Annotated in this window: 17 protein-coding genes and 1 pseudogene; 9 read left to right on the top strand and 9 right to left on the bottom strand. The window is 68.6% G+C overall.

What is annotated here, in order from left to right:
• Complete coding sequence (locus BMY74_RS01850; protein ID WP_089908376.1) at positions 1-1,260, bottom strand: extracellular solute-binding protein; 1,260 nt, start codon at positions 1,258-1,260, stop codon at positions 1-3.
• Positions 1,261-1,483: 223 nt separating this feature from the next.
• On the opposite strand from BMY74_RS01850, the gene BMY74_RS01845 reads away from it, so the two are divergent.
• Both BMY74_RS01845 and BMY74_RS01840 read left to right on the top strand, forming a co-directional pair.
• Positions 1,484-2,521 carry a LacI family DNA-binding transcriptional regulator gene (locus BMY74_RS01845; RefSeq protein WP_089908373.1) on the top strand — a complete coding sequence of 346 codons (1,038 nt, stop codon included), beginning with the start codon at positions 1,484-1,486 and terminating at the stop codon, positions 2,519-2,521.
• A gap of 134 nt (positions 2,522-2,655) precedes the next feature.
• Positions 2,656-3,759: a LacI family DNA-binding transcriptional regulator gene (locus BMY74_RS01840; protein WP_089908371.1), complete on the top strand. Its 1,104-nt coding sequence runs from the start codon at positions 2,656-2,658 to the stop codon at positions 3,757-3,759.
• An 81-nt stretch (positions 3,760-3,840) separates the two neighbouring features.
• Here BMY74_RS01840 and BMY74_RS44755 read toward each other — a convergent pair whose 3' ends face one another.
• Positions 3,841-4,509 (bottom strand): hypothetical protein, encoded by a 669-nt coding sequence (locus tag BMY74_RS44755; protein WP_089908368.1) that lies wholly within the window; start codon positions 4,507-4,509, stop codon positions 3,841-3,843.
• Between the two features lie 154 nt (positions 4,510-4,663).
• On the opposite strand from BMY74_RS44755, the gene BMY74_RS01830 reads away from it, so the two are divergent.
• The 3 genes and pseudogenes from BMY74_RS01830 to BMY74_RS01820 all read left to right on the top strand — a co-directional run bounded on the left by BMY74_RS01830 (position 4,664) and on the right by BMY74_RS01820 (position 6,908).
• Positions 4,664-5,176: a beta-class carbonic anhydrase gene (locus tag BMY74_RS01830; protein ID WP_089908365.1), complete on the top strand. Its 513-nt coding sequence runs from the start codon at positions 4,664-4,666 to the stop codon at positions 5,174-5,176.
• A gap of 62 nt (positions 5,177-5,238) precedes the next feature.
• A pseudogene (locus BMY74_RS01825) lies at positions 5,239-6,102 on the top strand (HhH-GPD family protein); the annotation flags it as partial.
• A 287-nt stretch (positions 6,103-6,389) separates the two neighbouring features.
• Positions 6,390-6,908, top strand: coding sequence for a 2'-5' RNA ligase family protein (locus tag BMY74_RS01820; RefSeq protein WP_089908359.1), 519 nt, complete (start codon positions 6,390-6,392; stop codon positions 6,906-6,908).
• On the opposite strand, the gene BMY74_RS01815 is transcribed toward BMY74_RS01820, so the two are convergent.
• Positions 6,857-7,603 carry an alpha/beta fold hydrolase gene (locus BMY74_RS01815; protein WP_177229529.1) on the bottom strand — a complete coding sequence of 249 codons (747 nt, stop codon included), beginning with the start codon at positions 7,601-7,603 and terminating at the stop codon, positions 6,857-6,859. The two genes, BMY74_RS01820 and BMY74_RS01815, sit on opposite strands and share 52 nt — an antisense overlap.
• A gap of 15 nt (positions 7,604-7,618) precedes the next feature.
• Between BMY74_RS01815 and BMY74_RS01810 the strand changes: the two genes are divergently transcribed.
• Genes BMY74_RS01810 through BMY74_RS01800 form a run of 3 tightly spaced genes read left to right on the top strand, consistent with a single transcriptional unit; the run spans position 7,619 to position 10,186 of the window.
• Positions 7,619-9,070, top strand: coding sequence for a M1 family metallopeptidase (locus BMY74_RS01810; protein ID WP_089908353.1), 1,452 nt, complete (start codon positions 7,619-7,621; stop codon positions 9,068-9,070).
• A gap of 10 nt (positions 9,071-9,080) precedes the next feature.
• Complete coding sequence (locus BMY74_RS01805; RefSeq protein WP_089910289.1) at positions 9,081-9,392, top strand: antibiotic biosynthesis monooxygenase family protein; 312 nt, start codon at positions 9,081-9,083, stop codon at positions 9,390-9,392.
• Positions 9,392-10,186 carry an SIR2 family NAD-dependent protein deacylase gene (locus BMY74_RS01800; RefSeq protein ID WP_089910283.1) on the top strand — a complete coding sequence of 265 codons (795 nt, stop codon included), beginning with the start codon at positions 9,392-9,394 and terminating at the stop codon, positions 10,184-10,186. The genes BMY74_RS01805 and BMY74_RS01800 overlap by 1 nt, the downstream gene beginning before the upstream one ends.
• On the opposite strand, the gene BMY74_RS01795 is transcribed toward BMY74_RS01800, so the two are convergent.
• Positions 10,158-11,180 carry an endonuclease/exonuclease/phosphatase family protein gene (locus tag BMY74_RS01795; protein ID WP_245785834.1) on the bottom strand — a complete coding sequence of 341 codons (1,023 nt, stop codon included), beginning with the start codon at positions 11,178-11,180 and terminating at the stop codon, positions 10,158-10,160. The two genes, BMY74_RS01800 and BMY74_RS01795, sit on opposite strands and share 29 nt — an antisense overlap.
• A gap of 95 nt (positions 11,181-11,275) precedes the next feature.
• On the opposite strand from BMY74_RS01795, the gene BMY74_RS44750 reads away from it, so the two are divergent.
• Positions 11,276-11,908 carry a DUF6928 family protein gene (locus BMY74_RS44750; RefSeq protein ID WP_089908350.1) on the top strand — a complete coding sequence of 211 codons (633 nt, stop codon included), beginning with the start codon at positions 11,276-11,278 and terminating at the stop codon, positions 11,906-11,908.
• 1 nt (position 11,909) lies between these two features.
• Here the strand turns inward: BMY74_RS44750 and BMY74_RS01785 are convergent, their stop codons facing one another.
• From BMY74_RS01785 to BMY74_RS01765, 5 genes are all read right to left on the bottom strand, one after another.
• A complete protein-coding gene (locus tag BMY74_RS01785; protein ID WP_089908347.1) occupies positions 11,910-12,749 on the bottom strand; it encodes a hypothetical protein in 840 nt (279 codons plus the stop codon).
• Between the two features lie 2 nt (positions 12,750-12,751).
• Complete coding sequence (locus BMY74_RS01780; RefSeq protein WP_089908344.1) at positions 12,752-13,879, bottom strand: WXG100 family type VII secretion target; 1,128 nt, start codon at positions 13,877-13,879, stop codon at positions 12,752-12,754.
• A gap of 4 nt (positions 13,880-13,883) precedes the next feature.
• Positions 13,884-14,198 (bottom strand): ESX-1 secretion-associated protein, encoded by a 315-nt coding sequence (locus tag BMY74_RS01775; protein ID WP_089908340.1) that lies wholly within the window; start codon positions 14,196-14,198, stop codon positions 13,884-13,886.
• Positions 14,195-14,860, bottom strand: coding sequence for a YbaB/EbfC family nucleoid-associated protein (locus tag BMY74_RS01770; RefSeq protein WP_245785833.1), 666 nt, complete (start codon positions 14,858-14,860; stop codon positions 14,195-14,197). The genes BMY74_RS01775 and BMY74_RS01770 overlap by 4 nt, the downstream gene beginning before the upstream one ends.
• 194 nt (positions 14,861-15,054) lie before the next feature.
• Positions 15,055-17,616 carry an ATP-dependent Clp protease ATP-binding subunit gene (locus tag BMY74_RS01765; RefSeq protein WP_089908336.1) on the bottom strand — a complete coding sequence of 854 codons (2,562 nt, stop codon included), beginning with the start codon at positions 17,614-17,616 and terminating at the stop codon, positions 15,055-15,057.
• Positions 17,617-17,736: the final 120 nt, after the last annotated feature.

Here is a 17,736-nt window from a genome sequence, read left to right as displayed (position 1 = left end):
TCAGCCGATCGAGTACTCGGTGACGACCTTCTCCTTGTACGCCTTCGCGACGTCGTCCAGAGCGGTCTTGGCGTCCTTCTTGCCGGCCAGGAAGTCGGCGTAGCCCACCTTCAGCGGGTCGAACAGCTCGCCGCCCTCCGGGATCCACGGGCGCTCGTGCGCGACCTTGGTGACCGGCTCGAACGCGGCGACGACGGCGTTGGCCTTGACGTCGGCGTTCTGGTAGGCCGACTTGCGGGTCGGCAGCAGGCCCAGCTCCTTGGCGATGGTCGCCTGCGACTCGACCGACGCCATGCAGGTGATGAACTTGATGGACGACTGCTTCGCCTTGGTGCCCTGGCGGACGACGTAGTCGTGGCCACCGACCGGCGCGCTGCCCTTGCCCGCGGACGGGCCGGGGACCGGGGCGATGCCGAGGTTCGCCGGGTCGCTGAACGCGGCGCCCTTGAGGTAGTCGGCGACGGCCCACGGACCGTTGACGACCATCGCGGCGTCACCGGACGAGAACGCGGCCTGCATGTTCGAGTACGAGTTCGTCGCGTCGAGCGCCGTGGTGGCGGCCTTGCCGTCGAGCAGGCTCTTCGCGGTCTCCAGCGCCTTCACGTTCTGCGCGGAGTTCACGACGATCTTCTTGGCGGAGGCGTCGACCAGGTCGCCGCCCTCGCCGTAGATGAACGGCAGCGCGTAGTACGCGTCGTTGTTGAGGAAGAACGCCTTCTCGCCGCCCAGCTTCGCGGCCGCGGCCTTGAGCTCGTCCCACGTCTTCGGCGGCTCGACGCCGGCGTCGGCGAGCTTCTTCTTGTTGTAGAGCAACGCGAGCGAGTCGGTCACCTGCGGCACCGCGTAGGTCTTGCCCTCGTACTTCGTGGAGCCGAGCGGGGCCTCCAGGAAGTCGGACGTGTCCTTCGCGAGGTCGGTGTCCGACAGGTCGGCGACGTAGCCCAGCTTCGCGAGCTGGGGCACCCACGCGACCTCGGAGCGGAAGACGTCGGGGCCCTGGCCACCCTGGGCCGCGGTCTTGTAGTTGTTGAGAGCGCCGTCGAAGGCCTGCGTCTCGACCTTGACCTTGTAGCCGTCCTTGGTGGCACAGCCTTCCGCGATCTTCTTGAAGACCGGGCTCTCGTTGGGGCCACTGGTGTCCCAGAAGGTCACCTCGCCCGAGTCGGATCCGCTGTTGCTGCTCGATCCACCGCTTCCGCAGGCGGTGAGCACGAGGGCGACACCCGTCGCCATGGCGGTCACGAGGGTTGTCCGTCGCATCGTTGCTGCCGTTCCCTCCAGCTGGGGCCTCGGTCTCGAACTGAGACGAGGGTCTTGCAAGGTTTTGCGAGAATGTTGCGGGCGATTTCACTACCAGAACCATGGTCAGGTCAAGACGTCGACCGTAACCAAGCCGTAACGGCCCTGTCTTGCAAACCCTCGTTGCAAAATTTTTCCGAACGCGGCAGGCTTGCGCCGAACCCGATCTGAGCTGGGAGGCAACGTGTCCGGACTGTCCGAGATCGCCAGGGCAGCCGGGGTGTCCATCTCGACCGTCAGCCGTGTTCTCAACAGGCGCGCAGGTGTGAACGAGGAGACCCGGCAGCGCGTGCTGTCGGTCCTCGCGGAGATGCCGTACACCCCGCGCGGCCTCGGTGCGCTGCAACGCACCGGCGTGATCGGCCTGCTCGTGCCGGAGCTCTCGAACCCGGTCTTCCCCGCGTTCGCCGAGGCGCTGGAGACGCGGGCCGCCCGCCTGGGCTACTCGTCGCTGCTGTGCAACACCCGTAGCGGCGCGCCGATGGGCGAGGAGGAGTACGTCCGGATGCTCCTGGCCCGCGGCGTCGAGGGCATGGTGTTCGTGTCGCCGGAGATCACCAACGTCGAGGTGCCGCTCGGCCAGGCGCCGCGCCCGAGCTACTACGCGAAGCTCCTCGCCGACGGCGTGCACATGGTGTTCCTCAACGGCGCCACGCCCGCGTTGGACGTGCCCGACGTGACGGTGGACGAGCAGCTCGCGGGCTACATGGCCACCCGGCACCTGATCGAGCTGGGCCACGAGCGGATCGGGTTCGTGTCGGGCCCGGCGCGGTCGTTGCCGTCCCGGCTCAAGCGCGCCGGCTGGGCCGCCGCTCTCGAGGAGGACCACCTGCCGGCGGGGTCGGAGTACGTGGCGCACGCGCCGTTCAGCGCGGAGGGCGGCGGCCAGGCCGTGGCGCAGCTGCTCGACACCGTGACGCCGACGGCGGTGATCTGCTCGTCCGACCACATGGCGCTCGGCGTCATGCGCGAGGCACACCAACGAGGGATCTCGGTACCGGACGAGCTCTCGGTCGTCGGGTTCGACGACATCCCGCTGGCCGCCTACTCGTCGCCCGCTTTGACGACGCTCGCGCAGCCGATCGAGGAGATGGCGGCGGCCGCGATCGACGAGCTCGTGCTGCGGCTCGACCCGGATCGCCGCAGGCAGAGCACCGACAACTACACGCGCGTCTTCCGCCCGCGGCTCGTCGTGAGGGAATCGTCTGCCCCTCCGAAATGAGATGACCCTTTCACCTAATTGGTCTGGACCAAATTCTTGACGGGGCAGATGGGTCAACCAGCGCGGATGCGTCATTTGAGGGACGCAGGTCACCCTGACTTCACGAATTGGTTCTGAACCGTTACGGTCCTTTCATGGCGCGGTCGATGCATGTGCGACGTCCGGCAACGTTGGCCTCTCTGGCCGCTGAGCTGGGCGTTTCCCGGACAACGGTGTCCAACGCGTACAACCGGCCCGACCAGCTCTCCCCCGAGCTGCGTCGGCGGGTGTTGGACACGGCCCGAAGGCTGGGTTATCCCGGCCCGGATCCTGTGGCGCGTTCGTTGCGCACGCGCAAGGCCGGTGCGGTGGGCCTGCTGCTCACCGAGAACCTGTCCTACGCGTTCCGCGACCCGGCCGCTATCGGGTTCCTGGAGGGCCTCGCGCTGGCGTGCGAGGACGCCGGGACCGGCCTGCTGTTGGTGCCCGCGAACCCCGAGCGCGAGGACGTCGCCTCCGTGCACCGCGCGGGCGTCGACGGCTTCGTCGTCTACTCGGTGCCGGACGACGACCCGCACCTCGCCGCCGTGCTGGAGCGCCCGGTGCCCACCGTCGTCTGCGACCAGCCGGACCTCGGCACCGTGGACCGCGTTGGCATCGACGACCGAGGCGCCATGTACGAGCTCGCGCGGCACCTCATCGGCCTGGGACATCGAAGGATCGGCGTCGTGTGCATGCGCCTGGCGCGTGACCGCAACGACGGCTTCGTGACCCCGGACCGCCAGCACGCCGCGCACTTCCACGTGCAGCGCAACCGCCTGTCGGGCCTCGCCGAGGCGTTCAGCGAGGCGGGCGTCGACTGGTCGCAGGTGCCGGTCGTCGAGCGCTTCGACCACAACATGGCCTCCGGCGCGTCGGGCGCCGCCCAGGTGCTGGACCGCGACCCGCAGGTCACCGCCCTGATCTGCACCTCCGACGTGCTGGCGCTCGGCGCCATGACCGAGGCGGCCCGGCGCGGCCTGCGCGTGCCGCACGACATCACCGTGACCGGCTTCGACGGCATCCGCGCCGGCGAGGAGGCGGGGCTCACGACCGTGCGGCAGCCGGTGCTCGAGAAGGGCCGGGCGGCCGGCAAGCTGCTGCTCGACGCGAACGAGCGGTCGCGGCCGCGGTCGGTGAACCTCGCGACGGAGCTGATCATCGGCAAGACGTCGGCGGGGCCGCGCGGCGGTGTCGAGGAGCGCTGGTTCGGTCCGTGAGGCCGGCGTTCGGGCGGTGAGGCCGGCGTTCGGGCGGTGAGGCCGGCGTTCGGGCGGTGAGGCCCGCGCGCCTCACGCCACCTAGTTCTCCAGCCTGAACACCACGGGTGAGCTGGCCTTCCCGGCCAGCTTCGCCACCAGCAGGTAGTCGCCGGCGCCCACCCGCGTGTGGGCCCCGCATCCCTCCTTCGAGGTCGACCCCGCCCACTTCGTGCCGTAGTTGAACGTCTCCTTCGGCTGCAGCACGCGGGTCTCCGTGCCCACCGCGTTCAGGCAGTGGTTGCTCGACCACAGCACCGTCGCGCCGTCCGCGGTCAGCACGTTCAGCTCGCGGTGCTGCCGCCCGATGTCCCTGATGCACGGCACCGGACCGGTGTTCGTGATGTCCATGGACAGTTCCGGCTGGTCACCGAGGGTGTAGAAGGGCTTGTTCGCCTTCGCCGTGACGCCGATGACGTCGTCCGGGCACGGCTGCGGCGGGCCGGGAGGCGGCGGCGGGGGTGCCTCCGACGTCGGTGAGGGCGGCGGAGTCGTGGACGACGAGGAGGCCGCGGCGCTCTCGGACATGCTCGGCGGCGGGTTCGAGGACGACGCCGCGGCCGCGTTCGTGGGCTGGGAGGCCTCGCCGTCGGAGGAGAACATCCCGACGATCCAGATGATCAACAGCAGTGTGACCAGCGCTGCCCCGATCGCGGCGAGGCGGCGGCGCCAGTACACCGTGGACGGCAGCGGACCTGTGGGCTCGATCACGGCCCGAACGTAACCGGACCAGCGCGGATCCAGGCTTAGGCGAGCATCGCTCGATCGGTTGAACGTGATATTGAGCGGAAACCCCTTGTGAACGTGCGCTAACTCCGGTTCCAATCGACGCGGGGTCCGCCGGTAGGCCATGGAGGTGTGTCACATGACCGCGATCGACGAACTGCTCAAGCGGAACTACGAGCTCGGGAACGTGGTTCCAGGAGACCGTTCGTCCGCGAAGCCGTCCCTGCAGGTAGCCATTCTGACCTGCATGGACTCGCGCATCCGGGTGTTCGAGATCTTCGGTTTGAAGCAGGGTGAGGCGCACGTGCTGCGCAACGCGGGAGGGGTCGTCACCGACGACGCCATCCGTTCTCTCGCGCTGAGCCAGCGCAAGCTCGGCACGCGCGAGGTCCTGCTCGTGCACCACACGAACTGCGGCCTCGAGATGGTCACCGAGGACGACTTCAAGGACGAGCTCGAGGCCGACACCGGCCTGCGCCCGACCTGGGCCGTCGAGGCGTTCAAGGTCGTCGAGCAGAGCGTGCGCGGGTCGATGGCGCGGCTGCGGCGCAGCCCGTTCATCCCGCACACCGACAAGATCCGCGGGTTCGTCTACGACGTGCACACCGGTGAGCTGCGCGAGGTCCACGCGGCGGAGACCGCGGCCGCCTGACCGCACCTGTGCTTCGAGGGCCCCCTTCGGGGGGCCTTTTCGTTGCGCGACAATGGCGGGCGATGAATCACGAGTTGCTGTTGGGCTGGTGGGACACCGCCGCCCGCGACCTGCCGTGGCGCCGTCCCGACTGCACCGCCTGGGGTGTGCTGATCAGCGAGATCATGCTGCAGCAGACGCCCGTCTCCCGCGTGGAGCCGATCTGGCACGAGTGGCTGGCGCGCTGGCCCGTGCCGTCCGCGATGGCCGCGTCCTCGCAGGGCGAGGTGCTGCGGATGTGGGGCAAGCTCGGCTACCCCCGCCGCGCCATGCGACTGCACGAGGCCGCGACCGTCATCGCCCGCGACCACGGTGACGTGGTGCCGTCGGACGTCGAGACGCTGGAGTCTTTGCCCGGCATCGGCAGCTACACGGCTCGTGCGGTGGCCACGTTCGCGTATGGGCAGAAGTGCGCTGTCGTCGACACGAACGTCCGTCGCGTCGTCGCGCGCGCTGTGCACGGTGCCGGTGACGCCGGGCCGCCGTCCACCAAGCGCGATCTGCGGGACGTCGAGGCGATCCTCCCCGAAGACCAGCACGACGCCGCCGTGTTCTCGGCGGCGTTGATGGAGCTCGGGGCGTTGATCTGCACGGCGAAGAACCAGAAGTGCGCCGACTGCCCGTTGTTCGCCGAGTGCGCTTGGCAGCTGAACGGTCGGCCGGCTTATGCGGGGCCCGAGAAGAAGGTGCAGAAGTTCGCCGGCACCGACCGCCAGGTGCGCGGCAAGCTGCTGGACGTGCTGCGGGGCGCTCCCGGCCCGGTGCCCAAGGTGCAGCTCGACGTCGTGTGGAACGACGTGACCCAGCGCGAGAAGTGCCTGGTGTCCTTGTTGAGCGATGGACTTGTTGAACAATCCGACGACGGGCTCTTCCACTTGCCAGGTGAAGGGATTGTTCAACAATCCAACGACGGCAGGGCGCCAGCCTCCCCCGAACCGACTGCAAGTCCGGTGCCGACTGCAGCCCGCTCGTCGCTCGCTCCGCTGCCGAGCGACAGAATTGTTCAACAATCCGACGACGGGCTCTCCCGCCTGCCGGCCGAAGGGATTGTTCAACAGCCCCACGACGCCCTCTCCCCGCCGCCCGATCGAGGGATCGATCAACAATCCCACGACGGCCTCTTCCCACTGCCCGATCGAAGGATCGTTCAACAATCCAACAAGGGAACGGCCTGATGCACGCCCTCGTTGCCTTCTTCGACCCCGAGGCGGAACGCAGGATCGTCGGATTGTTGAACAACCTGGGTGTTGAACAATCCCACACGCCCCGCAAGCCTCACCTGACCTACGCCGCAGCCACCACCATCGGACCCAAGGTGCGCAAGGAGCTGCGCGAGGACCTGGAACGGCTGTGGATGCCGGACCTGTGGCTGCACACCCTCGGCACGTTCTCCACCACGGACAACGTGCTGATGCTCGGCGCGGTGGTCGACGCCGAACTCCTCGCCGTCCACTCGGCGATCCACGACGTCCTGGCGAGCAAGGTCAAGAACCCGAGCGCCTACTACCTGCCGGGCAACTGGGTCCCCCACTGCACCCTCGCGCACGGCCTCGACGACGAGGCGATGAAGGCCGCGTTCGCCGCCGTCTTCCCGGTCGAGCCGATCCGCGCGAAGGTCCGCGAGGTGTCGATCGTCGACACTCAGACCGGCGAGATCGACGTGCTCAAGAAGGCCTCGACGGCGCCCCGGTAGACCCAAGGCGCGCTGTCGTGCACGACATGACCGGCCTCCTCGACGTAGAGGTACTGACCGCGGGAACGTCGTGCCGCTTCGGCCATCTGCCCTGGTAGCTGGCCACCTCTACCCGCCTCGATCACGAGCGACGGGCACCGCACCGCGTCGATGAAGTCCCAGTACGACCGCGTGCCCCAGTGGCCGGCGATCTCGTACAGGTCGTCCATCGACGCGATCAGGTGCCAGCCGTCCTCGCGTTCCTCGAAGTACTCCGCGAACAGCGGCGAACCGAAGTACGCCCGGATGTGTCCGAGCGACTGGAACGGCACCGGCCAGGCGTCGAAGAGCCACCTCCACTCGTCGACCGTGCGACCGGAGTTGTCCGGGGCGAAGTCCTCGACCACAATCGCGCGCACCAGGTCCGGACGGGTCGCCGCGAGACACCACGCGTGCAGCCCGCCCATCGAGTGCCCGATCACCACGGCCGGCCCGAGGCCGAGCTCCTCGATCGCCTCGGCGGCGTCGGCGACGAAGTCCTCGGTGCGGAACGGCCCCCGCCGCGGGTTCCTGCCGTGCCCGCGCTGGTCGATCCCGACCACGCGACCGAAGGGCGTGAGCCACTGCGCGACCGGCCACCAGGCGGTGGCCCTGCTCATCAGGCCGTGCAGGAGCAGCACGCCTTGACCCGTTCCGCCGAACTCCACGACCGACACAGGGATGATTAACGCATGAAGGCCCGCCCGTACCTGATCGCCCTGGTGTTGATCGTGCTCGTCGCAGGTCTGCTCGTCGTGTTCAGAACGCCGAGCAACGACCCCGGGCAGCAGGCACAGGAGACGTCACCGCAGGCCGCGGTGGAGGCCGGTGCGGGCGCGGGCGACGCGTACTACCCGACCGACGGCAACAGCGGCTACGACGTCACGCTCTACGACCTGGCCATCACCTACGAGCCGCAGTCCCAGCAGCTCGACGGCGTCGCCACCATCACCGCGACCGCCACCCAGGACCTCTCGCGCTTCAACCTCGACCTGGAGGCGCTGAAGGTCAGCGAGGTGAAGGTCGGCGACCAGCCGGCGAAGTTCGCGCAGGAGGGCGACCACGAGCTGGTGATCACGCCCAGCGCCCCGCTCGCCAAGGGCAAGCCGTTCACCACCAAGGTCACCTACGGCGGCAAGCCGACGACGATCAACGACGCCTCGCTGGGCCGCAGCGGCTGGCAGGTCTCGTCCACCGGCGGGGCGTTCGCCGCAGGTCAGCCCCACTCCGCGACGACGTGGTTCCCGGCCAACGACACCCCGCGCGACAAGGCGGCGCTGAAGCTCGCGGCCCGCGTCCCCGACGGCTGGACGGCCGTCTCGAACGGCCTCGAGGGCCCGGTGACGCGCGACGGTGGCTGGACGACGTTCAACTGGTCCGAGGAGACGCCTCTCGCCACCTACGTCGCCACCGTGGCCATCGACAAGTTCGAGATCGTGCGTTCCACGCTGCCCAACGGCACCCCTGTGCTCGACGCGTACGCGCCCGGCACGTCCGCGTCGAAGAGGCCGATCCAGTCGCAGATGCCGGAGGTCCTCGCCCACCTGGAGACGAGGTTCGGGCCGTACCCGCAGCGTGCTGCCGGCGGCATCTGGGTGGCCGACCAGATCGGGTTCTCGCTGGAGACCCAGACCCGGCCGATCTACGCGGCGTGGGCCGACCTGGAGACGCTCGTGCACGAGAACGCCCACATGTGGTTCGGCGACTCGGTGTCGATCACGAACTGGGCGGACATCTGCCTGAACGAGTGCCTCGCGTCCTACTCGCAGTGGCTGTGGCTCGAGAAGGAGGGCACCGACCTCGACCAGCGCTACCGCGACCAGGTCGAACAGCGGCGCGAGCGGTCGTCGTTCTGGGCGCCGAAGCTCTACGACATGGGCCAGGGCAACGAGTTCCGGGGCGTCTACGACAAGGGCATCCTGGGTGTGCACGCGCTGCGCAAGCAGGTCGGTGACGACGTGTTCTTCAAGGGGTTGCAGTCGTGGGTCTCCGAGCACCGCGACGGCAACGCCACGTGGCCGCAGTTCGAGGAGCACTTCAAGAAGGCCTCGGGGCAGCCCCTGGACGCGTTCTTCAAGGCGTGGTTCCGGGACTCGGGCATCCCCGACGACCAGTACCTGCTGCCTGCCGGTGTTCGTCGCTAGTGTGGGTGCCATGGCAGTCGTGAAGATCAACGCGATCAAGGTCCCCGAGGGCAACGGCCCCGAGCTCGAGAAGCGGTTCGCCGCCCGCCTGGGCGCGGTCGACGACCAGCCCGGCTTCCTCGGCTTCGAGCTCCTGCGCCCGGTCGCGGGTGAGGACCGCTACTTCGTCGTCACGCACTGGGAGACCGACGAGGCCTTCGTGGCGTGGCGCGACGGTCAGGCCGGTGCGGCCGCGCACTCCGGTGAGCGCGCACGGCCCGTGTCCTCGGGTGCCGACCTGCTGGAGTTCGAGGTCGTGCTGGGCAGCAAGCCCAAGCAGTGATCGAGCAGGACTACGACAGAGCCGCCGAGCTGATCGCCGGCGCGGACGCCGTTCTCGTCTGCGCCGGTGCCGGCATGGGGGTCGACTCGGGGCTCCCCGACTTCCGCGGCACCGAGGGCTTCTGGCGGGCGTACCCGCCCTACGAGCGGCTCGGGCTGAAGTTCGAGGAGATCGCGGACCCGGTCCACTTCGCCGACGACCCCGCACTGGCGTGGGGCTTCTACGGCCACCGATTGGCGCTCTACCGCGCGACGGTGCCGCACAAGGGTTTCGCCGTGCTGCGGTCGTGGGGTGCGCGGGTCTTCACGTCCAATGTGGACGGTCAGTTCCAGAAGGCCGGTTTCGCGGACGTCGCCGAGGTCCACGGGTCGATCCACCACGCCCAGTGCGTGGAGCCGTGCACCGACGAGATCTGGGAGTGCACGTTCGACGTCGAGGTCGATCCTTCGACCATGCGGGCCGTCGGCGAGCTGCCTTCGTGTCCGCAGTGCGGCGGTCTGGCGCGGCCCAACATCCTGATGTTCGGCGACTGGGGCTGGGTGCCGCACCGCAGCCAGCGGCAGCTGGACGCGCTGACGGAGTGGCGTCGCGAGCACCGGAAGCTCGCCGTGGTCGAGATCGGGGCCGGCACCGCCGTGCCGACCGTGCGACGTCAGGCGGAGCTGGCGAGCGCGGCTTCGGGTGCGCTGATCCGCATCAACACCCGCGAACCGGCCGTGCGCCACGGCCGTGGCGTGTCGCTGCCCGTGGGCGCGCTGGAAGCCCTCACGGCCTTGGCACGACGAACTGCGTGACGACGGCCCGGTGGTCGCTGCCGGGCACGTCGAACACGTCCACCGTGTCCACGACGATCTTCGAGTCGACCAGCACGTGGTCGATGGTGACCGGCGGGGGCCAGAAGCCGCTGTTCGCGGGCCACGTGTGGATCAGCCCCTTGCCGACCTGGTCGGCGGCGTCCACGTAGCCCTTGTTGAGCAGCCGCGTGAGGCCGACGTGGTCGAGCGTGGCGTTGAAGTCGCCCGCGAGCACCCTGATCGCACCGGTCGAGTCGGGCGCGGGCAGCCCGGCGAGCTCGCGCTGCCACGCCTCGGGCCCGGCGTCGACGACCGGCGGCAGCGGGTGCACCGAGACGACCTCGATGTCCTTGCCCGGCAGGTCCACGAGCGCCCCTGCCTGCTGCAACGTCCCGGGTGGCGTCAGATTCCGCTGCGTGAGCGGGAACCTGGAGGCGATGCCGCTGCCCGAGCCACCCGGTTCGTCAAGGAAGACCCGGTTGGGCAGCACCTGGTTCAGGCCGGCGCGTTCGAGGTCGGCCACCATGTCGGGCGTCAGCTCCTGCATCGCGAGGATGTCGACGCGCCGCGCCTTGACCTCCCGGACGATCGCCTCGGCGTCCGCGATGCCGACGAGCAGGTTCGAGGTCATCAGCCTGACCTGCTGCCCGACCCCATTGGGCCGCGCGTCGGAGAACGCCCGCGGCGCCACGTTGGCGACGAGCACCACCGCCACCAGCGTCATCGTCAGCCCGGTGACCCACCTGCGGCGGAACAGGGCGAACAACCCGACGAGCAGCCCGAGAACGGTGATGTACGGGGTCAGCGAGGTCGCCGCGATCATGTACCGCGTGCCGTCGATGCCGAGCAGCCGGACCAGGGCCGCCGTGACGAACGCCAGCGCGCACAGGAACAGCAGGAACGTGGCGAACCCGCTCTTGCGCGGCTTCACCTCGGTGGTGACCACGTCGTGCAGTGTGCCCGAGCGCGCGTCGGTCTCCGGTGTGGTCTTCACACCCACAAGGACGGCCGGAGGTCCACTCCCGTTGCCCGCCGAAAACTGTCAGACCCCTCCGCCACACTGAACCCAACCGACCGGAGGGGGCCGCCGTGGGCGCCAAGGACTGGATGCTCTTCTACGCATCGGACGACGTCAGCAAGGTCCTGAGAGGATCACCGAAGCTCGACAGGGAGGCCACCGAGGCCTTCGTGCGCCGCCTGTACCCGTCCCACGACATTCACCCGATCGAGGACGGCAACCTCCACCACGCCAACCCGCCGGAGGGAAAGGTCTACGCGGCCGTCTTCCCGGGCCTGTCCATCATCTGCACCTGGGACGCGGCGGGCGACGGGTGGGAGGACCTGCCCGCCCACTTCGTCACCGAGGCGGCAGGCCGCACCCTCTACCTGCACGCGATGCACAGCGTGGTCGACTTCTTCTCCTACGCCATCTGGGAGCCGGACGGCACCCTGCGCCGCGCGTACAGCCTCTCCCCCGACAGCAGCGTGATCGCCGACATCGGCACTCCCCTGCCGTTCGAGGAGGAGTTCCTCGCCGGCGACGAGGAGTTCCTCGCCTCCCTCGACCCCGGCGACGACTACCCGTTCCGCTTCCACCCGCTCGAGCTGGCCGAGGCGGCCCTGCACGAGCTGTTCGGCTTCAGCTACGAGGGCCCGTGGGAGGAGGGCGACCCGGAGTTGGAGGACATCGTGCTGGCGGGCTACGCCGTCACACCGCGCTGACTCAGGCGGCCGCCGCTGGGTGCCTGGGCCGCACTCCAGGCATCCGGTCGAGCAGCCCGCAGATCGTGTCGACCACGACCACCAGTTCCTCGGGCTGGAGGGGCTGGTACCCCACCAGGTAGGCGACTCCCGACTCGAAGGTGAGCGTCATCCTCCCGGCCCAGCCGGGCAGGTCCTCCTCGCGGTCGATGAGCCAGTGCAGCGCGTCGAAGTTCAGTTCGCGCGCCGCGGCGCCGGGATCGGTGCTGTACGCCGAGAACTCCTGGTCCATCGGCGGCAGCAACGGCACCGGCAGCCACTGCGCCCCGAGCTGCTTCGCCGTCTCCGGCTTCTGGCCGCCGATCAGCTTCCACTCGGACTCCAGCACACCGGGAGACAAGGGCTGTCCGGTGTTGACGCTGTACTTGTTCGGCCGCGTGACCTTCAGCGGGGCGAGGCGAGCAGTGGCGATCTCGACGCGGTGCTCGTGCCTCCAGTTCACGCCGTAGCCGCGCGTGTCGTAGCGGATCGACACGTCGGTCACCCTGACGTGCCAGGGGCCGCGCTGGAAGTCCAGCGAGAGGTCGAACTGCGGCTTCGACCGCAGCGCGACGGCGAACTCGTTCACGAACGGCTTGCGGAGCTCCGCCGTCCACATCGACGCCTCGCCGGGGCCGAGCACCCTGCCGCCGAGTCGCTGCGCCAACGGGGTCAGCGCGGCGATCTTCGCGTCGCGTGCCTTCCCGTGGCTGCGGAACTGGAGCAAGCGCCGCACGACCAGGAACGCGATCGCGCAGGCGAGCCAGATCAGGACGTACGGGGTGAGGACGTACTCGTTCCAGATCTTCAGCAGGAGGTCCATGATCAGATGTCCAGAAACCCTTCGATGCGCTGCTTCGAGTGATCGGTGCCGGTGTCGCGCGACTCCGCGCCCTGTTGCCAGAGCGACTGGTTGCGAGCGCCCTTCTCGTGGAGCGGGTTGCCCTGGGCCAGCGCCTCGTTGCGGATCGCCTCGCCCATCGACCTGCCGAAGCCGTTGTGCATCCGCTCGCCGACCATGCCGTCGTGGCTGTTGAGCCTGGTGACGGGGTTGCTCCTGAACTTCTGCCAGTTGTTCATGCCCTTGAGGGCGTCGGTCGCTTCCTGGCTGCGGACCTTCTTGTCCGCCATCGCCTTGCGGAAACCGGTGCCGAGGTTCTTCGCCTTGGCCGCCAGGTTCCGCAGGAAGTCCATGATCTTGGTGAGCAATTGGCGGAGCTTCGCGACGATGCGCGAGACCCGGCTCGCGGTCGACGCGACCCGCACACCGGTGGCAGCGCCCGCGGCCGCCGTCGACGCACCGCAGCTCGGGATCGCGGCGGCGAGCGCCGGAATCCAGATCATGATCAACCACGTGATCAGCTCGGTGAGGATCGCCTTGATGACGTCCTCGATGATCTGCATGACCATCGACGACATCATCAGCAGCTCGGCGAGCTCCCCCGCCTGGCCCGCGACGCCGTCGATGCCGTTGGCGAACTCGCCCAGCTTCGTCGCGGCCGCTTCCGAGGCGCCGCCGTTCCAGGCCGTCACGGTGCTCTGCAGGTCTTCGGTGAACCTGGTGCTCAGGTCGGAGATGCCCTGCGCGATCGCGCCGAAGTTCTCCCCCGCCTGCTGCAGCGCGGGCCCGTCACCGCTGACGAAGTGGATCGCGTCCTCGAGCGGCTGCACCACGCTGATCAGGAAGTTGAGCCCCTGACCGACCAGCCAGCCGATCGGGTCGAGCACCATGCCCTGACCGAACTCGACGACGGAGGTGACCAGGGCGCTGCCCTCGGAGGTCAGCCCGGCCACGCCACCGGTGTCGCCGGTCTTCCCCGCGGCTTCCTTGGCCTTGACGAAGTTCCCCCAGATCGGGGCGTTCTCCTCCGCCTTCTGCCCGAGGGTCTTCTCTCCGACCGTGATCTTGACCTGCGTGTCGCCGGCGCCGGCGGTGTACTCCTGCTCCGCCATGGCCCTACCCCCTGTCGACCTGGATGCCGTCGAGGAGCTTCTTCAGGGCCTCTTCCTGGTCCGCGTAGCCCTTGGCGGTGTCGCGGAACTTCTCCACACCGGAGTCCAGTCCGTCCGTCATCGCGGTGAGCGTGTCCTTGAGGTCGTTCAGCATCTCCGTGTACTGCTGCTTCACAAAGATCCCGACGACACCCCACGACTTGTCACCGACGTCGGACTTGTCGACGAGGCCCGTGACCTGTCCCGCGAACCCGCGGTGCCCCTGGAGCTTGTCCGCGTACGCCCGCAGCTCCTCCGGGCTGACGCTGAACCCGCTCACCGGCCGTCCTCGTCGTCGTAGAGGTTCAGGAACTTGCCGTCCTGCTTGGGCGGGCCGGCGGGAGGCTGCGGCGACCTGTCGTTCCAGGCGTTGGCACGCATGATGTTCTGGTCGGAGAAGTCGTCGTGCGGCTCGGGAGCGGGCGTGCGCGGTGATGCCGACGAGCGGGCCTGCTGAAGGCCGGGCTGGGGCATCGGCGGCGCAGGCGGCATCGGCGGGCGTTGGGGGGACTGCGGCGGGGTGGGTGCGGTCTCGTCGGACCTGATGGCGCTGAGTTCCTCTTTGGACATGCCGAAGAGCTGCGACTGGGTTTCGAGGACCTGGTCGGAGAGCTTCATGTCGTCGCCGATCGCACCTTCGACGATGCCTGCCTGGCGGCGGGCGGCTTCGGCGACGGCCTGCTGCAGCGTGGACATCAGCTCGGCGGCCAGGGCGTGGGCAGGCCTGCGCATGGCCTGGTCGGTCAGCCTGATGGCCTTGATGCTGCCGGATGGGCCGGCCACAACCGTTACGGCGCGGTCGGCCGAGGTGGCCACCGCTTCCAACGTGGCCAGCTGTTGCTGCATCTCGCCGATGTTGGCGAACTGCTGATCGACACGCTGCATCCGTGATTGGAACTGCTCGAACTGAGCCACCAGTTGTTCGAACGCGGCCGACGGCACTGGAACCTCCTCCTGGGACACCCGCCTGCGCAGGATCGCGCGGAGCGGGCGCCATAGTGGCAGGTGGAGTTTCGCGTCCGCCGCGAAACGGGCGAATCGATGTGGCCGAGTGACCCGCGCGACACACGTCAACGCGTACGAGAACGGCCCCCAGGCCGGAAGCCTGGGGGCCGTTCTCGTTGGTGCTGTCTACGTCACTCGGACTCGGTGGCCGGAGCGTCCTGCTGCTCGGCGGCCGCGGAGGCGGTGAGGTCGACGGGCGGGGCGTCCGGCACGCGGTTCGGCTTGGCCTCGCCGCGGAACACGAACTTCGCCTTGTCGTGCTGCTCGGACTCGCCGTCCCAGCCCTCGACGTCGGTGATGATGATCTGGCCCGGCTGGATCTCGCCGAACAGGATCTTCTCCGACAGGGTGTCCTCGATCTCGCGCTGGATCGTCCTGCGCAGCGGGCGGGCGCCCAGCACCGGGTCGAAGCCGCGCTTGGCCAGCAGGGCCTTGGCCCTGTCGGTCAGCTCGAGGGCCATGTCCTTGTTCTTCAGCTGCGTCTCGACGCGGGCGATCATCAGGTCCACCATCTTGATGATCTCGTCCTGGGTGAGCTGGTGGAAGACGATGATGTCGTCGATGCGGTTGAGGAACTCGGGGCGGAAGTGCTTCTTCAGCTCGTCGTTGACCTTGTTCTTCATGCGCTCGTAGTTGGACGCGCTGTCCTGACCCGAGGTGAAGCCGAGGCCGACGGCCTTGCTGATGTCCGACGTGCCCAGGTTCGACGTGAAGATGATGACGGTGTTCTTGAAGTCCACCGTCCGGCCCTGACCGTCGGTCAGGCGGCCGTCCTCCAGCACCTGGAGCAGCGTGTTGTAGACCTCGTTGTGCGCCTTCTCGATCTCGTCGAAGAGCACGACGGAGAACGGCTTGCGGCGCACCTTCTCGGTGAGCTGGCCGCCCTCTTCGTAGCCGACGTAACCGGGAGGGGCACCGAAGAGCCGCGACGCCGTGTAGCGGTCGTGGAACTCGCCCATGTCGATCTGGATGAGCGCGTCGTCCTCGCCGAACAGGAAGTTCGCGAGCGCCTTCGAGAGCTCGGTCTTACCGACACCGGACGGGCCGGCGAAGATGAACGAGCCGGAGGGGCGCTTCGGGTCCTTCAGGCCGGCGCGGGTGCGGCGGATCGCCTGCGACACGGCCTTGACCGCGTCGACCTGGCCGATGATCCGCTTGTGCAGCTCGTCCTCCATGCGGAGCAGACGCGTGGTCTCCTCCTCGGTGAGCTTGAACACCGGGATGCCGGTCCAGTTGGCGAGGACCTCGGCGATCTGCTCGTCGTCGACTTCAGCGACGACGTCCAGGTCACCGTCCTTCCACTGCTTCTCCCGCTCGGCCTTCTGGCCCAGGAGCTGCTTCTCCGCGTCACGCAGCTTCGCCGCGCGCTCGAAGTCCTGCGCGTCGATCGCGGACTCCTTGTCGCGACGCACGTCCGCGATCTTCTCGTCGAACTCGCGCAGGTCCGGCGGCGCCGTCATCCGGCGGATGCGCATGCGCGCGCCCGCCTCGTCGATGAGGTCGATCGCCTTGTCCGGCAGGAACCGGTCGTTGATGTACCGGTCGGCCAGCGTGGCTGCGGCGACCAGCGCGGAGTCGGTGATCGAGACGCGGTGGTGCGCCTCGTACCGGTCGCGCAGGCCCTTGAGGATCTCGATGGTGTGCTCGAGCGACGGCTCGCCCACCTGGATCGGCTGGAAGCGGCGCTCCAGCGCGGGGTCCTTCTCGACGTGCTTGCGGTACTCGTCGAGCGTGGTGGCACCGATCGTCTGCAGCTCACCGCGGGCGAGCATCGGCTTCAGGATGGAAGCCGCGTCGATCGCGCCCTCGGCGGCACCCGCACCAACGAGCGTGTGGATCTCGTCGATGAACAGGATGATGTCGCCGCGCGTGCGGATCTCCTTGAGGACCTTCTTCAGGCGCTCTTCGAAGTCACCGCGGTAGCGCGAGCCCGCGACCAGCGAGCCGAGGTCGAGCGTGTAGAGCTGCTTGTCCTTGAGCGTCTCGGGCACCTCGCCCTTGACGACCATCTGCGCCAGGCCCTCGACGACGGCGGTCTTGCCGACGCCGGGCTCGCCGATGAGGACCGGGTTGTTCTTGGTGCGACGGGACAGCACCTGCATGACCCGCTCGATCTCCTTGGTGCGCCCGATGACCGGGTCGAGCTTGCCCTCACGCGCCGAGGCAGTGAGGTTGCGCCCGAACTGGTCCAGCACCAGGGACGACGACGGGGTGCCCTCGCCGCGACCGGTCGACTCCGACGCGCCCTTCTCCGTCGAGTAACCGGACAGCAGCTGCAGCACCTGCTGCCGCACCCTGTTGAGGTCGGCGCCGAGCTTCACGAGGACCTGGGCGGCGACGCCCTCGCCCTCGCGGATCAGGCCGAGCAGGATGTGCTCGGTGCCGATGTAGTTGTGGCCGAGCTGAAGCGCCTCGCGCAGCGAGAGCTCCAGGACCTTCTTCGCACGGGGGGTGAAGGGGATGTGTCCACTCGGAGCCTGCTGGCCCTGGCCGATGATCTCTTCGACCTGCTGGCGGACGCCCTCCAGCGCAATCCCCAACGACTCGAGCGCCTTGGCGGCGACACCTTCACCCTCGTGGATCAGACCCAGGAGGATGTGCTCGGTGCCGATGTAGTTGTGGTTGAGCATCCGTGCCTCTTCTTGGGCAAGGACAACCACCCGCCTCGCGCGGTCGGTGAACCTTTCGAACATTCGCACTCCCTGACTGCTGCGTCGGCGGTCCTCGGCTCCACCGATCTACCCTGGTGAGCGCGGCACCGTGGCTCCACTGTAGTGGGCGGTACCGAGGCCTGTGGTTCCCATCAGCGGCAA

This window comes from Lentzea albida (genome assembly GCF_900111005.1).
Classification (GTDB): Bacteria; Actinomycetota; Actinomycetes; order Mycobacteriales; family Pseudonocardiaceae; genus Lentzea; species Lentzea albida.
The sequence above is the reverse complement of the archived record's forward strand: the minus strand, read 5'-3'. Positions and strand labels throughout refer to the sequence as shown.